The following is a 22186-nucleotide window of genomic DNA, read 5'->3' as shown; positions in this document are numbered from 1 at the left end:
TTTTGGGGCGGCTTCGCCACCCAGCGCGGGACAAGCCCGCTCACTACAGTCATGTACCTGCAATCACTGACAACGGGAGCCCCTTGCTCCTACACCGTTTTACTGGCATTGTTTGCGCAATTGGTAACCTTTCCCATTTGAGATACTTTTGCGCATGCACGACATTCCGGCCGCGCGGGGCGATTCCGTCCGGCAGCAGACCCTTACGGCGATGTACAGCGAGCACCACGGCTGGCTGCACGGCTGGCTGCGCAAAAAACTGGGCTGTTCCCAGCATGCCGCCGACCTGGCGCACGACGCTTTCATTCGCGTGCTGATGCTGGCCGAGCCGCAGGCTATCAAGGAACCCCGCGCCTTCCTGGCCACCACGGCAGGGCGGCTGATGATCGACGGTGCCCGGCGTCGCCGCATCGAAAAAGCCTACATGGAAGCCCTGGTGAACCAGTGCGAAGACGCCGGCATGCCCGACCCGGCCGCGATTCACGTGGCGCTGCAAGCGCTCGAACGCATCGCCGAAATGCTCGCCGGCCTGCCGGCCAAAGCCCGTGAAGCCTTCCTGTTGAGCCGCCTCGATGGGCTGACCTACAGCGAAATTGCCACGCAGCTGGGCGTCTCCTCCAGTACCGTCAAAAACTACATCTCCAGCGCCCTGGTGCACTGTTACCACAGCCTGCACCCGGCAGACCCGCTGGTATGAGTTCCGAGCAGATCATTCAGCAAGCGGCACAGTGGCTGACGCGCCTGCACGACGAAGACGTCACCGACGCCGACCGCCAGGCCTTCCACGTCTGGTGCCAGGCCGACCCGCGTCACGCCGTGGCCATCGAGCGCATGGGAGCGTTGTGGGGCAGCCTCGATACCTTGCCCGCCAAACCTGCCCGCGTTGCCCTGAACTGCGCATTCGCCCCGCGACGCCCGCGCGGCGCGCAGGTAGGGGGCTTGCTCGGCGTGGTCCTGTGTGGCTGGCTGGGCCTGCAGCACCTGCCGGTGTGGATGGCCGACCAGCGCACCGGCGTCGGCGAGCGCCGGCAGATCGCCCTCGCGGACGGCAGTCAGTTGCAGCTCAACAGCAACTCGGCGGTGGACGTCAAATTCGACGGCCATCAACGGGTCATCGAACTGCTGCAAGGCGAACTCTGGGTCGACGTGGCCAAGGATGCGCAACGGCCCTTCGTGGTCCGCACCGACCAGGGCACCGCCACTGCATTGGGCACGCGCTACCTGGTCAAGCGCGCGGCGGACGGCACCACGGTGGTGACAGTGATCGAGTCCAGCGTAGCGGTCAAAGGCGATGCCAGCGATGGGGTCAAGGTCTCGGCCGGCCAGCGTGCGGTCCTCAACCACGGCCGCGCCCAGCCAGCGCAAGCCCTTGCCGATACCGACCCCGACGCCTGGACCCGCGGCCTGCTCAAGGTCAACGACCAGCCCTTGAGCGACGTGCTGCAAACCCTCGCCGGCTACCGCCACGGCATGCTGCGCTTCGACCCCGAGGCCCTGCAGAACCTACGGGTATCGGGTGTGTTCAAGCTGGACGACACGGCGGCGGCGCTGTCGTCCCTGGCGGATAACCTGCCGATCCAGGTGGAGTACTTCACTGACCTGCTGGTGGTGGTCAAGCCGCGCTAGATCAGCCGTCGTTCTGGCGCAGGCGCTTGTACAAGGTATTGCGGCTTACCCCCAGTTCGCGCGCCAGATGGGAAATATTCCCGCCGGCGGCCTTCAAGCGCTGGTTCAGGTCGATGCTGTCATCCAGGTACTCACTGGCGGGCAGCGGCGGCGCCAGGTTCAAGTCGACAAAAAAGTCATCCGGCAGATGCTCCGGGCGGATCGGCTGTTCTTCGGCCATCGCCAGCGCCACCTGCAACACGCTGCTGACCTGGCGCAGATTGCCCGGCCACGGGTGCTGCTCGAACAGCGCCAGCACCTCGCTGCTCAGACCTGCCCATTGGGTCGGCTCACGGTGTTGCTGCCATAACTGCTGGAACAACGCCCGCTTGTCGGTGCGCTCGCGCAAGGGCGGCAGTTCCAGGGTCAGGCCGCCGATGCGGTAGTACAAATCCTCACGAAAACGCCCGGCCTGTACCAACTCGCGCAACGCGCGGTTGGTGGCCGAGATGATGCGCAAATCTACCGCGAACAACTCGCTGCTGCCCACCGGCTGCACGCAACGTTCCTGCAGCACGCGCAGCAGGCGCGCCTGGGTGGGCAGCGGCATATCACCGATCTCATCGAGAAACAGCGTGCCCTTGTCCGCCTTGCGGATCAGGCCGATGCTGCCTTTTTGATTGGCGCCGGTGAACGCACCTTTTTCGTAGCCGAACAGCTCCGACTCCACCAGCTCAGCCGGGATCGCCGCGCAGTTCACCGCGATAAACGCCTTCTGGCTGCGCGAACTGGCCTGGTGCAGGGCCTTGACGAACACCTCTTTGCCCACCCCCGTTTCGCCGTGGATCAGCAGCGGAATGTCCTTCTCCAGCAAGCGCTCGGCCTGGCGCACGGCTTTTTCCACGCGCACGTCGCCAAAATGCAAGGTCTTGAGGCCAATCGAGGTGGGCTTGGCGGGCGCAGGTTCGGTAAACACGCGCGCCTGCACCGGCGTTTGCCTGGGCCGCCTCAACAAGCACTGGAAGCGGTTGCGTCCCGCGGCCTGCAGGGAAAAGGGCAGCCCCTCCGGCTGGTTCAGCAATTCGAGCAACGACACCTTGAACAAGCTGTCGATCATGACCCGTGACAGGCTGATGCCCAGCAGGTTATCGGCGCGGCGGTTGGCTGACAGCACCTGGCCGCTTTCATCGAAGATCAGCAGGCCGGCCCACTGGCTATCCAGGTTGCTCAGGCCGGTGTTGAAGGTCAGTTGGAAGTGTTCGCCGCGAAACAGGTTGAGGATCAGCCGGTTTTCCACGGTCTGGCTCATCATCTTGACCATGCCCAGGGTGTGGGAGGGCGGCAAATAGCTGTCGCTGGACACATCCAGCACCGCAATGATCTCGCGCTGGGCATCGAAGATCGGCGCCGCCGAGCCGGTCATGAAACGGTTGGCCTTGAGGAAATGTTCATCGTGTTCGATATGCACCGCCTGGGCACAGGCCAGTGCGGTGCCGATGGCGTTGGTGCCGCTGGAACGCTCCATCCAACTGGCACCGGGGTTGAAACCACGGGCCAGCTTGGGCTCGATGAAGCGCTGGGTGCCCCAACTGGTCAATACCTGGCCCTGGTTGTCGGCCAGCATGATCAGGCAATTGGAGTTGCTCAGGATGTTTTCGTAGTAGGGCAGCACTTCCTGATGAGTGGTCTGCACCAGAGAATGCTGGCTTTCCAGCAGTTGGCTGATGCCCTCGGCGGGGAGCTGGTCGAAGCTGGGTGTGCTCTGGTGGTCCAGGCCGAAGGCGCGGCAACGGCGCCAGGATTCCTGGATAAGGGTGTCGTGAGCCAGTGGTTCGGCCATGGGGTGACCTGCATTTTTATTGTTATGGGGTGTGCACAATCTACCTGAAGCAACCGCTTAAAACTGTGGGAGCGGGCTTGCCCGCGATAGCGGTGGGTCAGTTAATAATTCAGTGACTGACACACCGCATTCGCGAGCAAGCCCGCTCCCACATTCGCCCTGTGTTGGTCATGAGAGTGTTGTTCAGTACTGTTCATTGTCAAGCCCGAGATTGTTCAGTTGTTCAGCCAGGCTTGTTCATTTCTGTTCACTCTTGAACATCACTTTTGCTCCATTTCCTTGCACATCAAGGCTTTGCCGGTTTTGGCACGAAACTCGCTCTGACATCTGGCCAGATTCATTCCAAATAATAAAAAAGGTCGTGTCATGTCATTGACCCTGGAACATGTCTCCCGCGTTGTCGAAGGCCAAACCTGGATCGACGACGCCAACCTGCGTTTCGAAGCCGGTTCGTTCAACGTCCTGCTCGGCCGCACCCTGTCCGGCAAGACCAGCCTGATGCGCCTGATGGCCGGGCTGGACAAGCCCGACAGCGGCCGCATCCTGATGAACGGCGTGGATGTCACGCAAAAACCGGTGCGCCTGCGCAACGTGTCGATGGTGTATCAGCAGTTCATCAACTACCCCACCATGACCGTGTTCGAGAACATCGCCTCGCCGCTGCGCCAGGCCGGCGTGTCCAACGAACTGATCCAGAGCAAGGTGCTGGAAACCGCCAGGATGCTGCGCATCGAGAAATTCCTGCAGCGCCATCCGCTGGAACTCTCCGGCGGTCAGCAGCAACGCACGGCCATGGCCCGCGCGTTGGTCAAGGACGCCGAGCTGATCCTGTTCGATGAGCCGCTGGTGAACCTGGACTACAAACTGCGCGAAGAGCTGCGTCAGGAAATGCGCGAGCTCTTTGCTGCGCGCCACACCATCGCCATCTACGCCACCACCGAACCCAACGAGGCCCTGGCCCTCGGCGGCACCACCACCATCCTGCACGAAGGCCGGGTGATCCAGAGCGGCAAGGCCGCCGAGGTCTATCACCAGCCGCAGACCGTGCTGGCCGCCGAGCTGTTTTCCGAGCCGCCGATCAACCTGATGCCGGGGCGCATCAGCGGTAACGAAGTGAGTTTCGCCAATTTCGTGCACTTCCCGCTGAACGTCGACCTGCGCCCCATCGGCGAAGGCGAGTTCCGTTTCGGCGTACGCCCCAGCCATATCAGCCTGGTGCCGAGCAACGACGACGACCTGGAGCTGGCGGTGACCGTGGAAGTCGCCGAGATCAGCGGCTCGGAAACCTTCCTGCATGTGCGCAGCGAGCACTTCCTGTTGGTGCTGCACCTGTCGGGGGTGCACGAATACGACGTCGACGCGCCGATCCGTGTGTATATCCCCACCCATAAACTGTTTGTGTTCGATGGCCAGGGCCGTTTGGTCCAGGCCCCCGGGCGCCGTGTTGCGAGGGTTGCCTGATGGCCGAGATCCATTTGCAGAACCTGGCGCATAGCTACAGCCCTGCGCCAAGTGGTCCTGAGGACTACGCCATTCGGGAAATGAACCACGTATGGGAGCAGGGCGGGGCCTACGCCTTGCTCGGGCCGTCGGGCTGCGGCAAGTCGACCTTGCTCAATATCATCTCCGGCCTGCTCAGCCCGTCCGAAGGCCAGGTGCTATTCGACACCAAGGTGGTCAACGACCTCACCCCGGAAAAACGCAACATTGCCCAGGTGTTCCAGTTCCCGGTGGTGTACGACACCATGACGGTGTTCGACAACCTGGCGTTCCCGCTGCACAACCAGGGCATGGCCGAGGCGAAAATTCACAGCAAGGTGCAGGAAATCGCCGAAGTCCTCGACCTGCAAAGCCTGCTGAGCAAAAAGGCGCGCAACCTCACCGCCGATGAAAAACAGAAAGTCTCCATGGGCCGCGGCCTGGTGCGCGACGACGTCTCGGCGATTCTGTTCGACGAGCCGCTGACGGTCATCGACCCGCACCTCAAGTGGAAACTGCGGCGCAAGCTCAAGCAGATCCACGAGCAGTTCAACATCACTATGGTCTATGTGACCCACGATCAGCTGGAAGCCTCGACTTTCGCCGACAAGATCGCGGTGATGTACGGCGGCCAGATCGTACAGTTCGGCACGCCGCGTGAGTTGTTCGAGCGGCCGAGCCACACCTTTGTCGGCTATTTCATCGGCAGCCCTGGGATGAACCTGATTGAAGTGCAGGCCGAGGCGGGCGGGGTGCGTTTTGCCGGCACCCACCTGCCCTTGTCCGAAGCCTTGCAGCAACGCATTGCCAGCAGCGGTTACAAAAAACTGCAGGTCGGCATCCGCCCGGAATTTATCCATGTGTGGGACGAGCCCAATCCTGACGCCATGCAGGCCGAAGTCACGCACCTGGAAGACCTCGGCACCTACAAGATCATCACCCTCAACCTCGACGGCACGCCGTTGAAAGTGCGCCTGGCCGAAGACAAGCCGGTGCCCGAAGGCACGGCTTCCATCAGCTTTCCCGCGCAATGGCTGATGGTGTATGCCGACGATTACCTGCTGGAGGTGCTGCCATGAACAAGGTGCAGAACAACAAAGCCTGGTGGCTGGTACTGCCGGTGTTCCTGCTGGTGGCGTTCAGTGCGGTGATCCCGATGATGACTGTGGTCAACTACTCGGTGCAGGACATCTTCGACCAGTCCAGCCGCTACTTCGTCGGCGCCGACTGGTACAAGCAGGTGCTGCTCGACCCGCGCCTGCACGACTCGCTGCTGCGCCAGTTCATCTACTCGGCCTGCGTGCTGCTGATCGAAATCCCGCTGGGCATCGCCATCGCCCTGACCATGCCGACCAAAGTCCGCTGGTCGTCGCTGGTGTTGATCATCCTCGCCATTCCGCTGCTGATCCCATGGAACGTGGTGGGTACGATCTGGCAGATTTTCGGCCGCGCCGATATCGGCTTGCTCGGTTACAGCCTCAACGCCCTGGGCATCAGCTACAACTATGCGGCCAATACCGCGGACGCCTGGGTCACCGTGCTGGTGATGGACGTGTGGCACTGGACCTCCCTGGTGGCGCTGCTCTGCTACTCGGGGCTGCGCGCGATTCCGGATGTGTACTACCAGGCGGCGCGCATTGATCGTGCATCCGCCTGGGCGGTGTTCCGACATATCCAACTGCCAAAGATGAAGAGCGTGCTGCTGATCGCGGTGATGCTGCGGTTCATGGACAGCTTCATGATCTACACCGAGCCCTTCGTCCTCACGGGCGGCGGGCCGGGTAATGCCACCACGTTCCTCAGTCAGACGTTGACCCAGATGGCGGTAGGCCAATTCGACCTGGGCCCGGCTGCGGCGTTTTCCCTGGTGTACTTCCTGATCATTCTGTTGGTGTCCTGGCTGTTCTACACCGCCATGACCCACTCCGACGCCAACCGCTGAGGCCGCCAACATGAGCAAACGCAAGCTTATTCCGCTGCTGATCTACATCCTGTTCCTGCTGGTGCCGATCTACTGGCTGCTGAACATGTCCTTCAAGAGCAACACCGAAATCCTTGGCGGGCTGACGCTGTTTCCGCAGCACTTCACGCTGGCCAACTACAAGGTGATCTTCACAGACCCGAGCTGGTACACCGGCTACCTCAACTCGCTGTACTACGTCAGCCTGAACACGGTGATCTCCCTGAGCGTGGCGCTGCCGGCGGCCTATGCGTTTTCGCGCTACCGCTTCCTTGGCGACAAGCACCTGTTCTTCTGGCTGCTGACCAACCGCATGGCACCTCCGGCCGTGTTTCTGCTGCCATTCTTCCAGCTGTATTCGTCCATCGGCCTGTTCGACACGCACATCGCCGTGGCCCTGGCGCACTGCCTGTTCAACGTGCCGTTGGCGGTGTGGATCCTGGAAGGCTTCATGTCCGGGGTGCCCAAGGAAATCGACGAAACCGCCTACATTGACGGCTACTCGTTTCCCAAGTTCTTCGTGAAGATATTTATCCCGTTGATCGGCTCCGGCATCGGTGTGACCGCGTTTTTCTGCTTCATGTTTTCCTGGGTCGAACTGCTGCTGGCGCGCACCCTGACTTCGGTCAACGCCAAGCCTATCGCAGCGGTGATGACGCGCACGGTCTCGGCGTCGGGTATTGATTGGGGCGTGCTGGCGGCGGCGGGGGTGTTGACTATCCTTCCCGGCATGCTGGTGATCTGGTTTGTTCGCAACCACGTGGCCAAGGGCTTTGCCCTGGGCCGGGTCTGAGGAGTCGATGATGGAATGGATGGCCTGGACCACCCCCACTGCGCTGTTCTTTGGCGGCATCGCCCTGATTCTGGCGGGCATGACCACCTGGGAACTGCGCTCGCCGAGCATCCCTCGGCGCGGTTTTTTACCGATCAGCACCACCCGTGGTGATCGCCTGTTTATCGGTCTTCTCGGCAGCGCCTACCTGCATTTGCTGGTCATCGGCGTTACCGACTGGAGCATCTGGGTGGCGTCCGCGCTCTCCCTGGTATGGCTGTTGAGTGTGATGCGTTGGGGCTAGGTGTGCACACCCTGTAGGAGCGAGCTTGCTCGCGAAAATCGTCAACGATAACGCAGTGTTCCTGGTAGCCCGCGGTGTCTTTGAGTTCTTCGCGAGCAAGCTCGCTCCTACAAGGGAGGTGACCGCCGATAGTCCCGTATGAAAATAACCAGGAGGTCTCTATGTTGAATAAGAACAATAAGCTGCGACATAGCATTTCATTGGCCGCCGTACTGGCCCTCAGCGGTTTGAGCGCCACGGCGTGGGCCGATGCGTATGAAGATGCCGCGAAAAAATGGATCGGCAGCGAGTTCAAACCGTCGACCCTGACGGCCGAACAGCAGTTGGAGGAGTTGAAGTGGTTTATCAAGGCCGCCGAACCCTTCCGTGGGATGAAGATCAACGTGGTGTCGGAAACCCTCACCACCCATGAGTACGAATCCAAGGTGCTGGCCAAGGCCTTCAGCGAAATCACCGGGATCAAGCTGACCCACGACCTGCTGCAGGAAGGCGACGTGGTGGAAAAGCTGCAAACCCAGATGCAGTCCGACAAGAACATCTATGACGGCTGGGTCAACGACTCGGACCTGATCGGTACGCACTTTCGCTACGGCAAGACCGAATCCATCACCGACCTGATGGCCAACGAAGGCAAGGACTTCACCTCGCCGACCCTGGACCTCAAGGACTTTATCGGCCTGTCCTTCACCACCGCGCCGGACGGCAAGATCTACCAATTGCCCGACCAGCAGTTCGCCAACCTCTACTGGTTCCGCGCCGACTGGTTCGAACGCCCGGAGCTGAAAGCCAAGTTCAAGGAAAAATACGGCTACGACCTCGGCGTGCCGGTGAACTGGTCGGCCTATGAAGACATCGCCAAGTTCTTCAGCGAAGACGTCAAGGAAATCGACGGCAAACGCATCTACGGGCACATGGACTACGGCAAGAAAGACCCGTCCCTGGGCTGGCGCTTCACCGATGCGTGGTTCTCCATGGCCGGTGGCGGCGACAAAGGGCTGCCCAACGGTTTGCCGGTGGACGAGTGGGGCATTCGCGTGGAGAACTGCCACCCGGTCGGCTCCAGCGTGACCCGTGGCGGCGATACCAATGGCCCGGCGGCGGTATTTGCCACGCAGAAATACGTGGACTGGATGAAAGCCTATGCGCCACCGGAAGCAGCGGGCATGACCTTCTCCGAATCCGGCCCGGTGCCGTCCCAGGGCAATATCGCCCAGCAGATCTTCTGGTACACCGCGTTTACCGCCGACATGGTCAAGCCGGGCTTGCCGGTGGTGAACGCCGACGGTACGCCGAAATGGCGCATGGCGCCGTCGCCCGTCGGACCTTACTGGGAAAAGGGCATGAAGAAGGGTTACCAGGACGTAGGCTCCTGGACCTTCCTCAAGTCGACCCCCGAGAAACAGAAACTCGCGGCCTGGCTGTACGCGCAGTTTGTGACCTCCAAAACCGTCTCGCTGAAGAAAACCATCGTCGGCCTGACGCCGATTCGTGAGTCCGACATCAATTCCCAGGCCATGACCGACATGGCGCCCAAACTCGGTGGCCTGGTGGAGTTCTACCGCAGCCCGGCCCGGACCGAATGGTCGCCGACCGGCACCAACGTGCCGGACTACCCACGCCTGGCGCAACTGTGGTGGAGCAACATCGCCGCCGCCGCCAGCGGCGAGAAAACCCCGCAGCAGGCTCTGGACAACCTGGCCAAGGAACAGGACGCGATCATGACGCGCCTGGAACGCTCCAAGGTGCAACCGGTGTGCGGCCCGAAAATGAACCCCGAGCGTGACGCGCAATACTGGTTCGATCAGCCGGGCGCGCCAAAACCGAAACTGGCGAACGAGAAGCCCAAGGGCGAGACCGTGAACTACAACGACCTGCTCAAATCGTGGGAGGCGGCGCGCAAGTAATTGCATTGAGGGAAGGACAAAACGGCACTCAGGTGCCGTTTTTTTCGCTTGAAATACTGAAACGCAGATCAATTGTGAACACAAATCAAATGTGGGAGCTGGCTTGCCTGCGAATGCGCAGTATCGGCCAGCACTGCTTTCCCTGACACTCCGCTTTCACGAGCAAGTCGCACCGCCGCTCCCCAACTGCATTTCATCTGAAGGTCACAGACAGTGCAGCAGGTTGCGACTAAACTGCTGCGTATTCATACAGGAGGTCGTCTGATGGGTGTCCAACTTTCCCCTATTGTTTCCGAGTTTGAGACAGAAGAGCAGGCGCGCAGCCATGATCTCTGGTTTCGGGCAAAAGTCGAAAAGAGCTTGGCCAACCCTGGTCCAGGCGTACCTCATGATGAGGTAATGGCGCGCGTTGAGGCGATCATTCTGGAGGCAGAACGCAAGTAAGCGCGAAGTTGTGTGCATCCTGATTTATGTGTTCGTGTATCGAGTGACCGCAGAGCGGATAGAAATAGTCAACGTCCTGCATGCCCGCCAGGAATATCCCTGATTTACCCTTGGCGCCGCCTGGCCCCCGCAAAAAACCGCCCCGTATCCCTCGCCTGCGGCAACCCTTACCCATTGCCGCTGATCTACAGCTTCACAACCCCGATTGAATTTTTTGCCCACTTCAAGGCTCTTCACTCTAGAAGCGTGTGGTTGAGCGCTCTTGCGTGGCCTCCTTGTGGTGGGGCCTGGTGTATCGGACTTTGCGGAAACTGCCATCATGACTCTTTTCACAGCGCTGTCAGGCCAACCGGCCTCCATCTCCCACGCGGGGCCCGGCCATTATCAACGGCTGTACCAGCAGCTTTATGGCGAGGCCCAAGGTGCGCAAGACGCTGCGCGGGATTTTTTGCAGGCGCAGTTGGCCCAGGTCGAGGATGCGCCCAACGAGCTGCCGGACGAGCCCGAGCAACTGCACGCCTGGGTTGAGCAGCGGTGTGCCGAGGTGGCCCAGGCGTATGCCGAGTACCTGGAGCAACGCCAGCAGGGCCGGCCACGCCGTTACTTCCATAACAAAGCTCACGCGTTGTACGTATTGCAACGTGTGGCGCCGACCAAGCAAGTCGATGGCGCCTGGCTCTACGGCCTGTTGCGCTATTGGCAAGACCCGCGTTTCGACGGCTTGCTCACCACCTACCTCGAAGAGCTGGGCGACGGCGAAGCCGCGCAGAATCATGTGGTGATCTACCGCAAGTTGCTCAACCAGCACGATGCCGACAGCGACGCCGGCCTGGAAGACCCGCATTACCTGCAAGGCGCGTTGCAAATGGCCTTGGGCCTGTGCGGTGAAGAGTTCCTGCCGGAGGTCATCGGCTACAACCTGGGCTACGAGCAATTGCCGCTGCACCTGTTGATCACCTCATACGAGCTGAGCGAGCTGGGCATCGACCCGTATTACTTCACGCTGCATGTGACCATCGACAACGCCAGCAGCGGCCATGCGTGCAAGGCCGCGCAGTCGGTGCTCAACCTGCTGCCGCTGGGCGAGGGCAGGGCGGATTTCTATCGCCGGGTGGCCCAAGGCTATCGCCTCAATGATCTGGGGCCGGGTACCACCGCCATCATCAAGGATTTCAATTTGCACGATGAACTGGTCGCCCTGCTGGAGCGCAAGCGCTCCTACGGCCAGCACATGCATTCTGATTACTGCCGCTTCGAAGGCAAGACGGTCAACCAATGGCTGGCCCTGCCGGGCCAGATCGGCGCCTTTCTCCAGGCCCTCGAAGACAAAGGCTGGATCAGGCGCAACCAGGACCCGGCCGAGAGTCGCTTCTGGCAATTGATCGAGGGCGCGGGCGCCGCCATGTTCGGGGTGTTCAGCGGCTATGAGAAACAGGTGCTGCATGACTGGATCGCGGGCGACTGGATCAGCGACCGACGCGTGCCGCCCGCTCGTCCGGGCCGTGGCAAAAGCTTACCTCAAGACCCGCACCCACCGGCCGATCCGGACACCCAGGCGCTGGTGGACTCGTTGCGCGGCTTGCCGGATGAACAGCAGCTCCAAACGCTGATTGCGTGGATGTCCGCCCGTCGTCACTGCACCCCGGCCGGGCTGTACGCCACGCGCCGCTTTATCCAATTGCGCGCGCGCCTGCGCTAAGGAATGTCGTTCATGTCTGCACAACAACTGGCCGATCGCGCCTTGATCAACCTGGGTCGGGGCCTCAAGGAGAACGGCTACCGGTTCATCACGCCCACGCCCTTGACCCATGAGCGCGTCTTCGGGCGCCAGGCTTCGCCGTTGGCGAAGGACCTGCGCGACGTGTTTGGCTGGTCGATGTCGTTTGACGCCGACCTGCTGCCGGCGGCGTTTCGTGAGGAACTGCTGCAGGCCGAGGTCGTTGAAAAACACGATTCGCTGTGGCGCAGCGCGGTGCGCTGGTCGAGCCTGGATGAGCTGTTGTTCGCGCATTCGGCCTACCCGACCACGCAATCGGATGCGGTGTTTTTCGGCCCGGACAGCTATCGGTTCGCCCAGGTGATCGAAGCGCATCTGCAGCAACGCTTCGAGCCCGTGCGCCGCGCGGTGGATATCGGTTGTGGCGCCGGTGTCGGTGCGCTGGTCATCGCCCGTGCGCGACACGACGCGCAGGTGCTAGGAGTGGATATAAACCCCCGCGCCCTGCGCATGACCGCAGTCAACGCCGAGCTGGCCGGGCTGAGCAACGTTACGGCCTATCACAGCGACGTGCTGGCCAGCGTGGAAGGCGAGTTCGACCTGATCGTGGCGAATCCGCCGTACATGAATGACGACCGCCAACGCGCCTATCGCCATGGCGGCGGGGCCCTGGGTGAACAGTTGTCCGTGCGTATCGTCAGCGAAGCCCTGGGCCGCTTGGCCTTGGGGGGCAGCCTGGTGCTGTACACCGGCGTGGCGATTGTCGCGGGGGAAGACCCCTTCCTGGCGGCGGTCAAGCCACTGGTCGGCAGCGATGCCTTCGGCTGGACCTACCGTGAGCTTGACCCCGACGTGTTTGGTGAAGAGCTGGCAAAACCCGGCTACGAACGCGTGGAAAGGATTGCCGTGGTCGCGCTCACCGTCACGCGCCTGCGCTGACGGTCATGCTCACGTTCGGCATTGAAGAGGAGTACTTCATTACCGACCTGGGCACACGCAGGATGCTCAGCCAACCGGCAAGGGAGGTGGTGGCGGCCTGTCGCAGTGCCATTGGAGCAGGCTTTGCCTACGAGATGTTCCAGGGCCAGATCGAGGCGGCCTCGCCGGTGTTCCACACCCGCTGCGAGGCCGCGGATTACCTGGGCACCGTGCGCCATAACCTGGCGCAGTCCCTGGGCGAGTTTGGACTGGGCATCGTGTGCGCCGGCAGCCATCCGCTGGCGGCGTGGCGTGAGCAAGTGCCGACGGACCGCGTTCATTTCCAGCGGTTGTTCGAGGACACCCAGCGCGTAGCACGACGCAGCGTGCTCTGCGGATTGCACGTGCATGTCGAGGTGCCCGCCACGGTCGACCGTATCGCGGTGATGAATCAGGTTTCGCCCTGGTTGCCGTTATTGCTGCTGCTCAGTTGCTCTTCGCCGTTCTGGGAGGGTTCGCCCACGGGCTTCATGAGCTATCGCCAGACCGCCTGCGATGAATGGCCGCGCATGGGCGTGCCGGAGCATTTTGCCGATTGGGCCGACTACCAGCGCTACCTGGCGTTGCTCCAGCGCATTGGCGCGATCAAGGCCGATGGCAACGGGTGGTGGGGCGTGCGTCCGTCGGCGCGCTATCCAACCCTGGAGCTTCGCATCACCGATGCATGCCCCAGGCTTGCGCATGCGTTGGCGCTGGCGAGCTTGTTTCGGGTGATGGTTACGCATGCCTGCGCAATGGATCATCCCGGTGCACTGTTCAGCGCCGAGCGCCGCTGGCTGCTCCATGAAAACCGCTGGCAAGCCAAGCGCTACGGCGCGGCCGGCACCTTCGCCCTGGACGACCTGGGTACCCTCGGCAGCGCCGAACAGTGGTTGCAAGGCGCCCGGCTGGAATTCGCAGGAACGGCCGACGCCATGGGCGAATCGCAGCTGTTCGACGACCTGCACGGGATGCTGCTGTCCGGCAACAGCGCGGTCGATCAACTGCGTGGCTACGCCTGCGCCCGCGCCGCCGGCGCGGATGAACTGTGCAGTGTGCAGAGCGTTGTCGACAGGTTGCTGGCCCAGAGTCGCAGTGACCATTGATCGGTTGCCCGCCACACCAACGGAACGCTGGCGAATACAGGGCCCCTTAATAATTGATCCCTTCAATCTGGAGTGCAGAGCATGCGAGCGATGACCTTCCAAGGCGCGCACAAAGTGCAGGTCGATACGGTACCTGATCCCATCATCGAGCAACCCGACGACATCATCCTGCGCGTGACCGCCACCGCCATCTGCGGCTCGGATTTGCACCTGTATCGGGGCAAGATTCCGACGGTTGAGCACGGTGATATTTTCGGCCACGAGTTCATGGGCATCGTCGAAGAAACCGGCCCGGCGGTCACGGCGGTGCAGCGCGGCGACCGCGTGGTGATCCCTTTCGTGATTGCCTGTGGCGACTGCTTTTTCTGTCAGATGCAGCTGTTTGCCGCCTGCGAAACCACCAACGATGGGCGCGGTGCGATCCTCAACAAAAAGGCAATTCCACCGGGTGCGGCGCTGTTCGGCTACAGCCGCCTGTATGGCGGCATTCCCGGTGGCCAGGCCGAACTGGTGCGCGTGCCGAAGGCCAACGCCGGGCCGTTCAAGGTGCCCGGCACGCTGGCGGACGACAAGGTATTGTTTCTCACCGACATCCTGCCCACCGCCTGGCAGGCGGTCATCAACGCGGGCATCGAAAAAGGCTCCAGCGTCGCGATCTACGGCGCCGGCCCGGTCGGCCTGTTGAGTGCCGCCTGTGCGCAGATGTTGGGCGCCGAACAGATCTTCATGGTCGACGACCATCCCTATCGGCTGGCCTATGCGCAAAAAATGTATGGCGTGATCCCGATCAATTTCGAGGAAGACGATGACCCGGCCGACACCATTATCCGCCAGACACGCGGTATGCGGGGTGTCGACGGGGTGGTGGATGCCGTTGGTTTCGAGGCCAAGGGCAGCACCACTGAAACCATCCTCACCACCCTCAAGATCGAAGGCAGCAGCGGCAAGGCCTTGCGCCAATGCATCGCCGCCGTGCGCCGCGGCGGGGTGGTGAGCGTGGCCGGGGTGTATGCCGGGTTTATCCACGGCTTTATGTTCGGCGACGCCTTTGACAAGGGCCTGACCTTCAAGATGGGCCAGACCCATGTGCATCGCTTTCTGCCGGAACTGCTGGAGCATATCGAACTGGGGCACCTGAACCCCGAGGCGATCATCACCCATCGCCTGTCTCTGGAGCAGGCGGCACGCGGCTATGAGCTGTTCGACAAGGCCGAAGAGGACTGCCGCAAGGTGATCCTGCTGCCGGGGATGAGCGACCGGCCGTTGACCGAGCCGCTGGAAGAGGAGCTTACGCCTGAGTTGCGCATGCAGGGTGTGCCCGGCTTATAAACCGAACGCAACGCCTACTATCGGTCTGCTCGCCCGATTCAAATTGTAGTGAGCGGGCTTGCCCCGCGCTGGGTGGCGAAGCCGCCCTAATGCAGTCGCCGTCGATTTACAGACGAAACCGAGTCGCTTGGTTTGGGGCGGCTTCGCCACCCAGCGCGGGGCAAGCCCGCTCACTACAATCAGGGCAGGGAATCAGGCTGCGGCTTGCGGCTGCATGTGCAACTGGCCTTCCAGGTCCTTGACCAACCCACTGGCCAGGAACAGCGGCGCAATGCGGTTATGCAGTTGCGGCTCGACAAACGCCTTCACGGTATCCAGCACCAACACGCCGCTGAGCGGCAACTCGGCCTTGGCGTACGACAACCACGCCTTCTTCAGCATCGCCAACACATCGCTTCCTGCCGTAGAGGCGAAACGACGGTGGGCGGGTTTGCCATCAAAGGTGAAGTTGTGCTGGTAGGCGTAGCCGCTTTCATCGCCCTTGCTGGCGATGCAGCGGATGCAGGTACACAGGCCGTCACCGAAAGCACTGCGCAGGTAGGCGTTGAAGTCCACCACGGGCTTGAGTGACAGGCGCTTATCGACCTCGAACAGGTCCCCGGTCATTTTTTCGTCAGTGTCCAACGTCCATTCCTCGCAGTGTACGGTCAGTCAAAGGGCGGCACCTTAACAGCCAGCCGCCCGTTTGTGGGCTATTAGCATAACAATAGACCCAGATATTCTTTTCCCGTCTTAAAAATCGTGGCTACCCTCGCTCACCTCTCAACCGTGCGGCGGACTCCCATGACCCTCAAGCGCTTCTCCCTGACCCTTATCACCGCCTCGCTGGCTGCCGCAGGCGCCTTGCTCAGTAGCGGTGCCCAGGCCGAGGGCAAGATCAGCATCGCCCAGCAATTCGGTATCGGCTACCTGATCCTCGACGTGGTGCGCGACCAGCATCTGATCGAAAAACACGGCAAGGCCCAGGGCCTGGATATCCAGGTGGAATGGAACAGCATTTCCGGCGCCACCGCGATGAACGAATCGCTGCTGGCCGGCGCCCTCGACGTGGTCTCAGCCGGCGTACCACCTATGCTCACCCTGTGGGACCGTACCAAAGGCAAGCAGAACGTCAAGGCCATCGCCTCCCTCGGCTCGATGCCCAACTACCTGCTGACCAACAACCCCAACGTCAAGACCCTCGCGGACTTCAGCGAAAAGGACCGCATCGCCGTGCCCGCCGCCGGCGTGGGCTTCCAATCGCGCACCTTGCAGATCGAGACCGCCAAGCAGTTCGGCGATGCCAACTACAAGAAGTTCGACGACATCTCCATCAGCCTGGCCCACCCCGACGCCACGGCGGCGCTGATTGCCGGTGGCTCGGAAATAAACGCGCACTTTTCCAGCCCGCCGTTCCAGTATCAGGAATTGCTCAACCCCTACGTGCACAAAGTGCTGAGTTCCTACGACATCCTGGGCGGGCAGGCGACGTTCAACGTGCTCTACACCACGCAGAAATTTCACGACGAGAACCCCAGGACCTACAAAGCGTTCTATGACGCGCTGGCCGAGGCCGAGAAGATCATCAAGGCGGACAAACCGGCAGCCGCCAAGGCGTATATTCGCGTCGAGCAGTCGAAGTTGCCGCTGGACCTGGTGGAGAAGATCGTCCAGGACCCTGAGATCGACTTCACCATCGTGCCGCAGCGCACCTATATCTATGCCGAGAAATTGCAGGAACTGGGCGTTCTGAAGAACAAGGCCGGCAGTTGGAAGGATTACTTCTTTGAAGAAGCCCATGGTGCAGAGGGGAGCTGAGCCCATCTCGACTGGTTGAAATACGGTAAACCCTGTGGGAGCTGCGTATCAGTGATATCAGCGAAAAAACTCCCCCGGCGTCGCATCGAACTGCTGGCGAAACGCATTGATAAACGCCGACGTCGACTCATACCCACACCCCAACGCCACATCGGTTACCCGCTCGCCTTGCTCCAAAGCGGGCAGGGCGCTCAGCAGTCGCAGGCGCTGGCGCCACGCCCGGAACGTCAGCCCGGTATCACTGAAAAACAACCGGCTGAGTGTCTTCTCGCTTACCCCCAGTTTGTGGCTCCATTGGCCCAAGGTCGTCTGCTGCTCCGGGCGCTGGTTCAGGCTTCGATAGATCTGCCGCAAACGCGGGTCCAACGGCAGCGGCAGCATCAGGTCGACCTGTGGCGCCGCCGCCAACTGATCCAGGACTACCTGGGCCAGGCGCCCATCCGGCCCGTCCTCGGCATACTCCACCGGCAACTCGCTGAAACTGCGGATCAACTCGCGCAGCAAGCTGCTCACCTCCAACACATGACAGCGTTCCACCGCCCAGGCCGTGACGCTGCAGTCGAGGTACAGACTGCGCATTTCCGTGTGGGGCGAGCTGAAGACGCGGTGCGGCATGCCTGCCGGAATCCAGACGGCCCGCTGCGGCGGTGCCACGAAGCGGCCGACACTGGTCTGGATCTCCAGCACCCCGGAAATGGCGTATGACAATTGCACCCACGGGTGGCTGTGCCGGCGGGTCAGCGCACGGTTCGGCAAGGACTCGGTGCGCCCATACACCGGTCGCGGCAGGCTGGAAAGCCCGGGCACACTGCGGCGGACGGTTTTTTCATGTCCTTTAGGCGGCATTTACTGGCTCTTTGGCGTTAGTCGGTAACAAGCCATTACGTTAGAGTCGCCGTGACGCTCTTGGCAACCCCGGAAGATGCTGCTTATGACTCGCCCCCGTTTCCTGCCCGACAACTTCACCCTGACGCTGATCGCCACGGTGATCCTCGCCTCCCTGCTGCCCGCCAGCGGCCAGACCGCCGTGGCGTTCGGTTGGGTCACCAACCTGGCGATCGCGCTGCTGTTTTTCCTGCACGGCGCCAAGCTGTCGCGCCAGGCCATCGTCGCCGGCGCCGGCCATTGGCGTCTGCACCTGCTGGTGTTCAGCCTGACCTTCGTCTTGTTTCCGCTGCTGGGCCTGGCGCTCAAGCCGGTGCTCTCGCCGCTGATCGGCAAAGACCTGTACATGGGCATGCTCTACCTCTGCGCGTTGCCGGCCACGGTGCAATCGGCGATTGCCTTCACCTCGCTGGCGCGCGGCAACATCCCGGCGGCGATTTGCAGCGCGGCGGCGTCGAGCCTGTTCGGGATTTTTCTGACCCCGTTGTTGGTGACCTTGCTGATGAATGTTCACGGTGAAGGCGGTTCAACCGTCGACGCCATCCTCAAAATCAGCGTGCAGCTGCTGCTTCCATTTGTCGCAGGGCAAATTGCCCGGCGCTGGATCGGCGCATGGGTGGGGCGCAATAAATCCTGGCTGAAATTCGTCGACCAGGGTTCGATACTGCTGGTGGTCTACGGTGCGTTCAGCCAAGCGGTGAACGAAGGTATCTGGCAGCAGATTCCACTCTGGGAACTGGGCGGCCTGGTGGTGGCCTGCTGCGTGTTGCTGGCCTTGGTGCTGGTGGCTGCGACCTTGCTGGGCAAGGCTTTTGGCTTCAATCAGGAAGACCGCATCACCATCCTGTTCTGTGGTTCGAAGAAAAGCCTGGCGACCGGTGTGCCGATGGCTCAGGTGCTGTTTGCCGCCTCGACCATGGGCGTCTTGATCCTGCCGTTGATGTTGTTTCACCAGATCCAGTTGATGGTGTGCGCGGCGCTGGCCCAGCGTTACGCCAAGCGACCGGAATCGATCCCGGAGCTGATGGCGCAAGTCGATCCTTGAGGCGTCGTGTTACTATTTTTCCGCGCTGCTCGGGCCGGCACTGGGCCGGCTTGATCAACGCGGAAACTGAGTAGACCGACCCGTCAATGAGCATTTCAGCCGCAACTCCCCAAGCCAATTGGCAACCGGTCATCGCCCTCGCGTTGGCCGCCTTTGTATTCAATACCACCGAATTCGTGCCCGTCGGGCTGCTCAGCGCCATCGGCGCCAGCTTTGACATGCCGGTTTCAAGCGTCGGGCTGATGCTCACCATCTACGCCTGGATCGTGTCCCTGACCTCGTTGCCGGTGATGCTGCTGACCCGCAACATCGAACGGCGCAAGCTGCTGATCGTGCTGTTCTGCCTGTTTATCGTCAGCCACATCCTCTCCAGCGTCGCCACCAGTTTCGGCCTGCTGATGCTCAGCCGCATCGGCATTGCCTTGTCCCACGCCCTGTTCTGGTCGATCACCGCCTCGCTGGCGGTACGCCTGGCGCCTGAGGGCAAGCAGGTGCAAGCCCTCGGCCTGCTGGCCACCGGCACCTCCCTGGCGATGGTCCTGGGCATCCCGCTGGGCCGCCTGCTGGGCGAAGCCATGGGTTGGCGCACCACCTTCCTGGTGATCGGCGCGTTCGCCGCCGCACTGGTGTTCTGGCTGGCGCGCACCTTGCCGCTGCTGCCGAGCCAGAACTCCGGCTCCCTGCGCAGCCTGCCGCTGCTGTTCAAGCGCCCGGCGCTGGTGGCGCTCTACGTGCTGACCGCCCTGACCGTGACCGCGCAATTCACCGCTTACAGCTACATCGAACCCTTTGTCGAAGGCGTGGCCGGCATGAGCGGCAGCGCGGTGACCCTGATCCTGCTGGTATTTGGCGGCGCAGGCATCATCGGCTCGCTGCTGTTCAGCCTGGTGCACCGCATCAATCCTCACCTGTTCGTGGTCGTCGCAGTGTTTATCCTGGCCGCCTGCCTGGCACTGCTGTTGCCGTTGAGCGGTGCGCAGTCCTACCTGGTGGTGCTGAGCGTTTTCTGGGGCATGGCGATCATGGGGTTCGGCCTGGCCATGCAATCCAAGGTGCTGGTGCTGGCACCGGATGCGACCGACGTGGCCATGGCGATGTTCTCCGGCATCTACAACATCGGCATCGGCGGCGGCGCCCTGGTGGGCAGCTGGGTCGGCAGCCAGTTCGGCTTCGCCTGGATCGGCGCGGCGGGCGGTTTGCTGGCGGCGCTGGCGTTGGTGGGGTATTGCCTGGCGATCAGGAAGTTCGGGCAGGGTGTGCCTAGGTAGCAGCGAGCTTGCTCGCGAAAAACGTTAACGATGATGCGGTTTTTCCAAGTCGCTCGTGTCGTTTACGGGTTTCTTCCAAGTTGTGGGAGCCGGGTCGGCGCTTTGATCGGCGGTAATTTCGCGTGAGGGTTGACGCTCACGTCGGACGATCTCATCCATCTGCTGCACGCTTTCCATCAGCTCATCAAAGAACTTACCCATAGTCAGCTCCTACGTTTAATGACTGCTTCCGTGAATGAATAGAGGGCGACCGTAAGGCCGCCCGTTTACAGTTACACCACGTTCTCTTGCAGCCTGCGCCCCATCACATCCAGCAGGTCGCAGCCGTCACGCAGTGGAATACTCAACAGCATTGCGAAGTCCTGCAGCACTACAGCGTCACTGCTGATTCCATCGCGTAAAGCGAGATTTTCCAGAATTTGCGTGACGGCACGGATGCGATATGCCGCCGCTTCGTACAGGGCATCCAGCGGTGCTTCGGTGTCGATAAGCATAGTGGGGATAGTGCAATCGGGGCCCGTGATGGGCATGTACCGATTTTGTGCGGTCATGGGTCTTGCTCCTATATCTGAATGAGCCGTCACCTTCTGCCGCCAAGCAGAATTAGGGTGGCGGATTACGCAAGGTTGGCGGACCGGGGATATAGGACCCGGCACTTCCGAAGAAGTCCCTGCGCAACCCGCCATTGCACGAAATAGCGAGCGCAAAAAAAGCGCCTGCAATCGTGTTGGGGGCGCTGTTGCGCCTATATCTGGTCGGACCGCCAAGTCCAATCGCAGCGGTTGCTGCGAGCCGGAAGATTAGCCTGCGGGGTGCTTCCTAGCAACCGGGAAATGGGCAAGATCAGGATTTTGGATGGTTTGTCCGCTGGGGCGGGCGAGCTCGAACAACGCTAACGAAGTGCGCAGCTAAAACCAGACAGGTCCTACACAGCATTTTGATACCTATTGCTACCGTCGCCGGCGACCGCCCACCTCCTGTGGTGACGGCACTTGAGCAGCAATGGAGTCGATTGTGCAAAAGCGTTTGACCGCCGAGTTTATCGGTACTTTCTGGCTGACGTTCGGCGGCTGTGGCAGCGCCATTCTGGCGGCGGCCTTTCCTGGGTTGGGCATCGGTTTCGTGGGCGTTGCGCTGGCGTTTGGTCTCACTGTGCTGACCATGGCCTACGCGGTCGGGGGGATTTGCGGTGGGCACTTCAACCCGGCGGTGACCATTGGCCTGTGGGCAGGGCGGCGCGTTGCTGCGGGTGATGTGCTGCCGTATATCGCGGCGCAGGTTGCTGGGGCGATTGCTGCCGCGGCGGCGTTGTACCTGATTGCCAATGGGCAGCCTGGTTTCACCGTGGGTGGTTTTGCCGCCAACGGTTACGGTCCCTTGAGCCCAGGCCTCTTTGATCTGAAGGCCGCACTGCTGGCCGAGCTGATCGCCACGTTTTTCTTCGTATTCATCATTATGCGTGTGACTGCACCGGGGGCTGCTCCGGGCTTTGCGCCAATTGCCATTGGCCTGGCGCTGACCTTGATTCACCTGGTGCTGATCCCGGTGACCAATACGTCGGTCAACCCGGCACGCAGTACCGGACCGGCAGTATTTGCCGGGGCTGAGTACCTTTCGCAGCTTTGGGTGTTCTGGCTGGCGCCGATTGTTGGCGGGGTGTTGGGGGCGTTGGCAGCTCGCACATTGGGTGAGCAAAAGCCGGCTTGATGCCTTATACGGTTGCGAGTGGGTTGCTCTCCACTGTAGGAGCGAGCTTGCTCGCGAAGAACCCACA

At 61.6% G+C, this 22186-nt stretch carries 21 protein-coding genes and 2 pseudogenes; 18 read left to right on the top strand and 5 right to left on the bottom strand.

Annotation, left to right across the window (positions count from 1 at the left end):
- Nucleotides 1-154 precede the first annotated feature (154 nt).
- Both BLL36_RS06950 and BLL36_RS06945 read left to right on the top strand, forming a co-directional pair.
- Nucleotides 155-697, top strand: coding sequence for a sigma-70 family RNA polymerase sigma factor (locus BLL36_RS06950; protein ID WP_076950734.1), 543 nt, complete (start codon nt 155-157; stop codon nt 695-697).
- Entirely contained in the window at nt 694-1626 is a 933-nt protein-coding gene (locus tag BLL36_RS06945) for a FecR family protein (RefSeq protein WP_076950733.1), read from the top strand. The genes BLL36_RS06950 and BLL36_RS06945 overlap by 4 nt, the downstream gene beginning before the upstream one ends.
- Nucleotide 1627: 1 nt before the next feature.
- On the opposite strand, the gene BLL36_RS06940 is transcribed toward BLL36_RS06945, so the two are convergent.
- Nucleotides 1628-3445, bottom strand: a complete 1818-nt coding sequence (locus BLL36_RS06940) for a sigma-54-dependent Fis family transcriptional regulator (protein WP_076950732.1) — start codon at nt 3443-3445, stop codon at nt 1628-1630.
- A gap of 366 nt (nt 3446-3811) precedes the next feature.
- Here BLL36_RS06940 and BLL36_RS06935 point away from each other — a divergent pair, with 366 nt between their 5' ends.
- The 12 genes and pseudogenes from BLL36_RS06935 (at nt 3812) to BLL36_RS06880 (ending at nt 15417) form a co-directional block, all read left to right on the top strand.
- Nucleotides 3812-4906, top strand: coding sequence for an ABC transporter ATP-binding protein (locus tag BLL36_RS06935; RefSeq protein WP_076950731.1), 1095 nt, complete (start codon nt 3812-3814; stop codon nt 4904-4906).
- On the top strand, nt 4906-6003 hold the full coding sequence (locus tag BLL36_RS06930; protein WP_076950730.1) for an ABC transporter ATP-binding protein: 1098 nt from the start codon (nt 4906-4908) through the stop codon (nt 6001-6003). The genes BLL36_RS06935 and BLL36_RS06930 overlap by 1 nt, the downstream gene beginning before the upstream one ends.
- The gene (locus BLL36_RS06925) at nt 6000-6866 is read left to right on the top strand and encodes a carbohydrate ABC transporter permease (protein ID WP_076950729.1); all 867 of its coding nucleotides are present in this window, start codon (nt 6000-6002) and stop codon (nt 6864-6866) included. Before BLL36_RS06930 ends, BLL36_RS06925 begins: the two co-directional genes overlap by 4 nt.
- Nucleotides 6867-6876: 10 nt before the next feature.
- Nucleotides 6877-7677 (top strand): carbohydrate ABC transporter permease, encoded by an 801-nt coding sequence (locus BLL36_RS06920; RefSeq protein ID WP_076950728.1) that lies wholly within the window; start codon nt 6877-6879, stop codon nt 7675-7677.
- Nucleotides 7678-7687: 10 nt separating this feature from the next.
- Nucleotides 7688-7960: a DUF2160 domain-containing protein gene (locus BLL36_RS06915; RefSeq protein WP_003232363.1), complete on the top strand. Its 273-nt coding sequence runs from the start codon at nt 7688-7690 to the stop codon at nt 7958-7960.
- 161 nt (nt 7961-8121) lie between these two features.
- Nucleotides 8122-9864 (top strand): ABC transporter substrate-binding protein, encoded by a 1743-nt coding sequence (locus tag BLL36_RS06910; protein ID WP_076950727.1) that lies wholly within the window; start codon nt 8122-8124, stop codon nt 9862-9864.
- A gap of 264 nt (nt 9865-10128) precedes the next feature.
- Nucleotides 10129-10308 (top strand): type II toxin-antitoxin system RelB family antitoxin, encoded by a 180-nt coding sequence (gene relB, locus BLL36_RS06905; RefSeq protein ID WP_076950726.1) that lies wholly within the window; start codon nt 10129-10131, stop codon nt 10306-10308.
- Nucleotide 10309: 1 nt separating this feature from the next.
- Nucleotides 10310-10411, top strand: a pseudogene (locus tag BLL36_RS31255) (type II toxin-antitoxin system RelE/ParE family toxin); the annotation flags it as partial.
- 216 nt (nt 10412-10627) lie between these two features.
- Nucleotides 10628-12007: an iron-containing redox enzyme family protein gene (locus BLL36_RS06895; RefSeq protein WP_076950725.1), complete on the top strand. Its 1380-nt coding sequence runs from the start codon at nt 10628-10630 to the stop codon at nt 12005-12007.
- Nucleotides 12008-12019: 12 nt separating this feature from the next.
- The gene (locus tag BLL36_RS06890; protein WP_076950724.1) at nt 12020-12964 is read left to right on the top strand and encodes a methyltransferase; all 945 of its coding nucleotides are present in this window, start codon (nt 12020-12022) and stop codon (nt 12962-12964) included.
- Between the two features lie 5 nt (nt 12965-12969).
- Complete coding sequence (locus BLL36_RS06885) at nt 12970-14088, top strand: carboxylate-amine ligase (RefSeq protein WP_076950723.1); 1119 nt, start codon at nt 12970-12972, stop codon at nt 14086-14088.
- Nucleotides 14089-14169: 81 nt separating this feature from the next.
- Entirely contained in the window at nt 14170-15417 is a 1248-nt protein-coding gene (locus BLL36_RS06880; protein ID WP_076950722.1) for a zinc-dependent alcohol dehydrogenase, read from the top strand.
- Nucleotides 15418-15609: 192 nt separating this feature from the next.
- On the opposite strand, the gene BLL36_RS06875 is transcribed toward BLL36_RS06880, so the two are convergent.
- Nucleotides 15610-16041: a hypothetical protein gene (locus tag BLL36_RS06875; RefSeq protein ID WP_076950721.1), complete on the bottom strand. Its 432-nt coding sequence runs from the start codon at nt 16039-16041 to the stop codon at nt 15610-15612.
- 159 nt (nt 16042-16200) lie between these two features.
- Between BLL36_RS06875 and BLL36_RS06870 the strand changes: the two genes are divergently transcribed.
- A complete protein-coding gene (locus BLL36_RS06870) occupies nt 16201-17214 on the top strand; it encodes an ABC transporter substrate-binding protein (RefSeq protein WP_076950720.1) in 1014 nt (337 codons plus the stop codon).
- Between the two features lie 57 nt (nt 17215-17271).
- On the opposite strand, the gene BLL36_RS06865 is transcribed toward BLL36_RS06870, so the two are convergent.
- Nucleotides 17272-18060 (bottom strand): AraC family transcriptional regulator, encoded by a 789-nt coding sequence (locus tag BLL36_RS06865; protein ID WP_076950719.1) that lies wholly within the window; start codon nt 18058-18060, stop codon nt 17272-17274.
- An 85-nt stretch (nt 18061-18145) separates the two neighbouring features.
- Here BLL36_RS06865 and BLL36_RS06860 point away from each other — a divergent pair, with 85 nt between their 5' ends.
- Entirely contained in the window at nt 18146-19144 is a 999-nt protein-coding gene (locus BLL36_RS06860; protein ID WP_076950718.1) for a bile acid:sodium symporter family protein, read from the top strand.
- A gap of 86 nt (nt 19145-19230) precedes the next feature.
- Nucleotides 19231-20412 (top strand): sugar transporter, encoded by a 1182-nt coding sequence (locus BLL36_RS06855; protein WP_076950717.1) that lies wholly within the window; start codon nt 19231-19233, stop codon nt 20410-20412.
- A 105-nt stretch (nt 20413-20517) separates the two neighbouring features.
- Here the strand turns inward: BLL36_RS06855 and BLL36_RS06850 are convergent.
- Both BLL36_RS06850 and BLL36_RS06845 read right to left on the bottom strand, forming a co-directional pair.
- Nucleotides 20518-20613: pseudogene (locus BLL36_RS06850) on the bottom strand (transcriptional regulator); the annotation flags it as partial.
- Between the two features lie 71 nt (nt 20614-20684).
- Nucleotides 20685-20942, bottom strand: coding sequence for a hypothetical protein (locus tag BLL36_RS06845; RefSeq protein WP_076951007.1), 258 nt, complete (start codon nt 20940-20942; stop codon nt 20685-20687).
- Nucleotides 20943-21414: 472 nt separating this feature from the next.
- Here BLL36_RS06845 and aqpZ point away from each other — a divergent pair, with 472 nt between their 5' ends.
- Nucleotides 21415-22119, top strand: a complete 705-nt coding sequence (gene aqpZ, locus BLL36_RS06840; protein WP_076950716.1) for an aquaporin Z — start codon at nt 21415-21417, stop codon at nt 22117-22119.
- Nucleotides 22120-22186 lie beyond the last annotated feature (67 nt).

Source organism: Pseudomonas cedrina subsp. cedrina, assembly GCF_001983175.1.
Classification (GTDB): Bacteria; Pseudomonadota; Gammaproteobacteria; order Pseudomonadales; family Pseudomonadaceae; genus Aquipseudomonas; species Aquipseudomonas cedrina.
Note: the sequence above shows the minus strand (reverse complement) of the source record. Positions and strands in the feature narration are given on the sequence as shown.

Bases quoted from the DNA above. Each gene is read 5' to 3' on its own strand.
- BLL36_RS06950 (WP_076950734.1), top strand. From the start codon at position 155: ATGCACGACATTCCGGCCGCGCGGGGCGATTCCGTCCGGCAGCAGACC.
- BLL36_RS06945 (WP_076950733.1), top strand. From the start codon at position 694: ATGAGTTCCGAGCAGATCATTCAGCAAGCGGCACAGTGGCTGACGCGC.
- BLL36_RS06940 (WP_076950732.1), bottom strand. From the start codon at position 3,445: ATGGCCGAACCACTGGCTCACGACACCCTTATCCAGGAATCCTGGCGC.
- BLL36_RS06935 (WP_076950731.1), top strand. From the start codon at position 3,812: ATGTCATTGACCCTGGAACATGTCTCCCGCGTTGTCGAAGGCCAAACC.
- BLL36_RS06930 (WP_076950730.1), top strand. From the start codon at position 4,906: ATGGCCGAGATCCATTTGCAGAACCTGGCGCATAGCTACAGCCCTGCG.
- BLL36_RS06925 (WP_076950729.1), top strand. From the start codon at position 6,000: ATGAACAAGGTGCAGAACAACAAAGCCTGGTGGCTGGTACTGCCGGTG.
- BLL36_RS06920 (WP_076950728.1), top strand. From the start codon at position 6,877: ATGAGCAAACGCAAGCTTATTCCGCTGCTGATCTACATCCTGTTCCTG.
- BLL36_RS06915 (WP_003232363.1), top strand. From the start codon at position 7,688: ATGGAATGGATGGCCTGGACCACCCCCACTGCGCTGTTCTTTGGCGGC.
- BLL36_RS06910 (WP_076950727.1), top strand. From the start codon at position 8,122: ATGTTGAATAAGAACAATAAGCTGCGACATAGCATTTCATTGGCCGCC.
- relB (WP_076950726.1), top strand. From the start codon at position 10,129: ATGGGTGTCCAACTTTCCCCTATTGTTTCCGAGTTTGAGACAGAAGAG.
- BLL36_RS06895 (WP_076950725.1), top strand. From the start codon at position 10,628: ATGACTCTTTTCACAGCGCTGTCAGGCCAACCGGCCTCCATCTCCCAC.
- BLL36_RS06890 (WP_076950724.1), top strand. From the start codon at position 12,020: ATGTCTGCACAACAACTGGCCGATCGCGCCTTGATCAACCTGGGTCGG.
- BLL36_RS06885 (WP_076950723.1), top strand. From the start codon at position 12,970: ATGCTCACGTTCGGCATTGAAGAGGAGTACTTCATTACCGACCTGGGC.
- BLL36_RS06880 (WP_076950722.1), top strand. From the start codon at position 14,170: ATGCGAGCGATGACCTTCCAAGGCGCGCACAAAGTGCAGGTCGATACG.
- BLL36_RS06870 (WP_076950720.1), top strand. From the start codon at position 16,201: ATGACCCTCAAGCGCTTCTCCCTGACCCTTATCACCGCCTCGCTGGCT.
- BLL36_RS06865 (WP_076950719.1), bottom strand. From the start codon at position 18,060: ATGCCGCCTAAAGGACATGAAAAAACCGTCCGCCGCAGTGTGCCCGGG.
- BLL36_RS06860 (WP_076950718.1), top strand. From the start codon at position 18,146: ATGACTCGCCCCCGTTTCCTGCCCGACAACTTCACCCTGACGCTGATC.
- BLL36_RS06855 (WP_076950717.1), top strand. From the start codon at position 19,231: ATGAGCATTTCAGCCGCAACTCCCCAAGCCAATTGGCAACCGGTCATC.
- BLL36_RS06845 (WP_076951007.1), bottom strand. From the start codon at position 20,942: ATGCCCATCACGGGCCCCGATTGCACTATCCCCACTATGCTTATCGAC.
- aqpZ (WP_076950716.1), top strand. From the start codon at position 21,415: ATGGAGTCGATTGTGCAAAAGCGTTTGACCGCCGAGTTTATCGGTACT.